The organism is Thauera aminoaromatica S2 (genome assembly GCF_000310185.1).
In the GTDB taxonomy this organism is placed as follows: Bacteria; Pseudomonadota; Gammaproteobacteria; order Burkholderiales; family Rhodocyclaceae; genus Thauera; species Thauera aminoaromatica.
In genome coordinates this window covers 1-3,205 of record NZ_AMXD01000229.1, presented here as the reverse complement: position 1 = coordinate 3,205, position 3,205 = coordinate 1, and the positions used below count along the sequence as shown (strand labels likewise).

The following is a 3,205-nucleotide window of genomic DNA, read 5'->3' as shown; positions in this document are numbered from 1 at the left end:
CGCCCCCGCAGCCCCGCCCGGCGCCGGGGCGCCCGCAGGCCATGGCATGGGCTCGGGGCGCGGCATGATGAGCCAGGGGCGCGGCGCAGCGTCGGGCACCTCCGGCGCCGGACCGCGCCAGGGTACGGTGCGGGTCGCCGATGCACGCGGCGCGCTGGAAGAACGCAAGGTCGAACTCGGCGTCTCCAACCGCGTGCAGGCACAGGTGCTGTCCGGGCTGGCCGAGGGCGAACGCGTCGTCTCCGGGCTGGTGGTCGGAAACGGCGCCGGTCGCCCGCAGATGACGCCGCGGCTATGAAGATCGAACGCCTTCCCGACGAGGACGCGACCTCGTCCGCCAGCGCGCGCGCAGCGGCCACGCGGCCCGCCGCCCCGCCCACGACCGCAACACCGCTGATCGAGCTCTCGGGCATCACGCGCAGCTTCGTCAATGGCGAGGTCGAGACCCGCGTGCTGCACGGCATCGATCTCACCATCCACCCTGGCGAGTTCGTCGCCATCATGGGCACCTCGGGTTCGGGCAAATCCACGCTGATGAACATCCTCGGTTGCCTCGATCGCCCCACCGGCGGCACCTACCGCTTCATGGGCACGGACGTCGCGGCGCTGGACCGCGACGCGCTCGCGCGCCTGCGCCGCGAGGCCTTCGGCTTCGTCTTCCAGAGCTACAACCTGCTCGGCGGCGCCTCCGCGCGCGACAATGTCGAGGTGCCGGCGATGTATTCCGGCATGCCACGCGAGGAACGCCATGCCCGTGCCGAGGCGCTGCTGGCGCGCCTCGGGCTCGGCGAGCGCATCCACCATCGCCCCGGCCAGCTCTCCGGCGGCCAGCAGCAGCGCGTGTCGATCGCGCGCGCGCTGATGAACGGCGGCCGCATCATCTTCGCCGACGAGCCCACCGGCGCGCTCGACAGCCGAAGCGGCGCCGAGGTCATGAAGCTGCTCGCCGAGCTCTCCGCCGCCGGCCACACCATCGTGCTGATCACCCACGAGCGCGAGGTGGCCGAGCAGGCGCAGCGCATCATCGAGATCCGCGACGGCCGCATCGTCGCCGACCCCGGGCCGCACCCGCCGCAGGAGCCGGAGCCCGACTTCGCCCCCCACATCGATCGCACCTCGCCGCTGTCGGACGTGGTGGAGGCCACCCGCACCGCGCTGCGCGCGCTGCGCGCCAACCTCTTCCGCACCGTCCTGACCCTGCTCGGCATCGTCATCGGCGTCGCCTCGGTGATCGCCATGCTGGCGATCGGCGACGGCGCCAAGCAGAAGGTGATCGACCAGGTCAGCGCGATGGGCACGAACCTGCTCACCGTGCGCCCCGGCGCACCCAACACGCGCGGACGCGACGCCCCCGCCACCCTGGTGATCGAGGACGTGCACGCGATCGCCGAGCTGCCCAACGTGCTCGCCTCGGTGCCCGAGCAGGGCGCCACCATCACCCTGCGCGCAGGCAACATCGACCACCGCAGCAGCGTCAACGGCACCTCGGCCGACTACGTCGTGGCGCGCAACTGGGCACCGGCGAGCGGCACCTTCTTCAGCGCGGAGGACGAGGCGCGCTACGCCACGGTCGCCGTGCTCGGCCAGACGGTGGCACGCGCCCTGTTCCCCGGGCGCGACGCGGTGGGCGAGTTCATCCTGGTCAACAACATCCCCTTCCAGGTCATGGGCGTGATGACGCCCAAGGGCGCCACGCCCTGGGGGCAGGACCAGGACGACATCGTCTTCATGCCCTACACCACGGCGAGCCTGCGCATCACCGGCCAGCGCTTCCTGCGCAACGTGACCGTGGCGGTCGAGGACGTCGGGCAGATCGACGACACCCAGGCCGCGGTAAGCGCGCTGCTGCTCGCCCGCCACGGCGTGGAGGACTTCCAGATTCGCAACATGGCCTCGGTGATCGATACCGTGTCGGAGACGCAGAACACGCTCACCGTGCTGCTCGGCACGGTGGCGGCGATCTCGCTGCTGGTGGGCGGCATCGGCGTGATGAACATCATGCTGGTGTCGGTGACCGAGCGCACCCGCGAGATCGGCATCCGCATGGCCACCGGTGCACGCACCCGCAACATCCTGCAGCAGTTCCTCATCGAGGCCCTGGTGGTGTCGGCGGTGGGCGGGCTGATCGGGGTCGCGGCCGGGCTCGGCGCCGCCGCGATCATCGAGGCCTTCGGCACCGCGGTGCAGTACTCGCTGACGCCGGTCGTGCTCGCCTTCAGTTGTGCCTTCCTCACCGGGCTGGTGTTCGGCTACCTGCCCGCGCGCAAGGCTGCCCGACTCGACCCCGTCGTCGCCCTCGCCTCCGAATGACACATCCATCCGGTTTCCCCCTGCGCACCCGTCTGCTCCCTGCCCTGCTCGCCGCCCTGACCGCCGGCTGCGCGCTCACCGAGCCCGTCGTGCGTCCCGAGCAAGCGCTGCCGGCGCAGTGGGCGGAACCCGCCCGGGCGGCAGAACCCGCCACACCGCCGCATGACACCTGGTGGCAGGACTTCGGCTCGGCCCGGCTCGATGCCTTCGTCACCGAAGCGCTGGCCACCACCCCCGACCTGCGCATCCAGGCCGAACGCGTGGTCCAGGCCGAGCTTGCGCTGCGCCAGGCCGGGGCGTCGCTATTGCCGTCACTTGACGTGAGCGGCGGGAGCAGCGCGCGCAATGTCGACAGCAATGAATCCAGCTCGACCGGCATCGACCTCGGCGCCAGCTACGAGATCGACCTCTGGGGCCGGATCGCCGCCGGCGTCGACGCCAGCCGCGCCGGTCTCATGGCCACCCGCTTCGACTATGACGCGGCCCGCCTGTCGATCAGCGCCAGCGTCGCCACCACCTGGTTCCAGGTCCTGGCGCTGCAGGAGCGCCTGGACATCGCGCGCCGGAACCTCGCCACCGCCGAGCGCGTGCTGCGCGTGGTGCAGGCGCGCTACGACAACGGTGCGGCCTCGGCGCTCGATCTGAGTCAGCAGCGCACCACGGTGCTCAACCAGCGCAAGGCCATCGAGCCGCTCGAGGTGCAACTGCGCCAGACGCGCAGCGCGCTCGCGATCCTGCTTGGCCGCAACCCGCAGGCCGGACCCACCCCCGACGGCGCTGGCGGCATCGAGCGCCTGGGGGCCCTGAAGGTGCCCGCGGTCGGCGCCGGCTTGCCGTCCGAGCTGCTGCTGCGCCGCCCCGACCTCGCCGCCAGCGAAGCCCGGCTCGTCGCCGC

2 protein-coding genes and 1 pseudogene are annotated in these 3,205 nt (G+C 72.0%); all 3 read left to right on the top strand.

What is annotated here, in order from left to right:
• Positions 1–298 (top strand): annotated as a pseudogene (locus C665_RS18950) (efflux RND transporter periplasmic adaptor subunit); the annotation flags it as partial.
• Complete coding sequence (locus C665_RS18945; RefSeq protein ID WP_004327290.1) at positions 295–2,310, top strand: MacB family efflux pump subunit; 2,016 nt, start codon at positions 295–297, stop codon at positions 2,308–2,310. The pseudogene C665_RS18950 and the gene C665_RS18945, both read left to right, overlap by 4 nt.
• Positions 2,307–3,205: TolC family protein (locus C665_RS18940; protein ID WP_004327287.1), on the top strand; the 899-nt coding region annotated here is incomplete at its 3' end. The genes C665_RS18945 and C665_RS18940, both read left to right, overlap by 4 nt.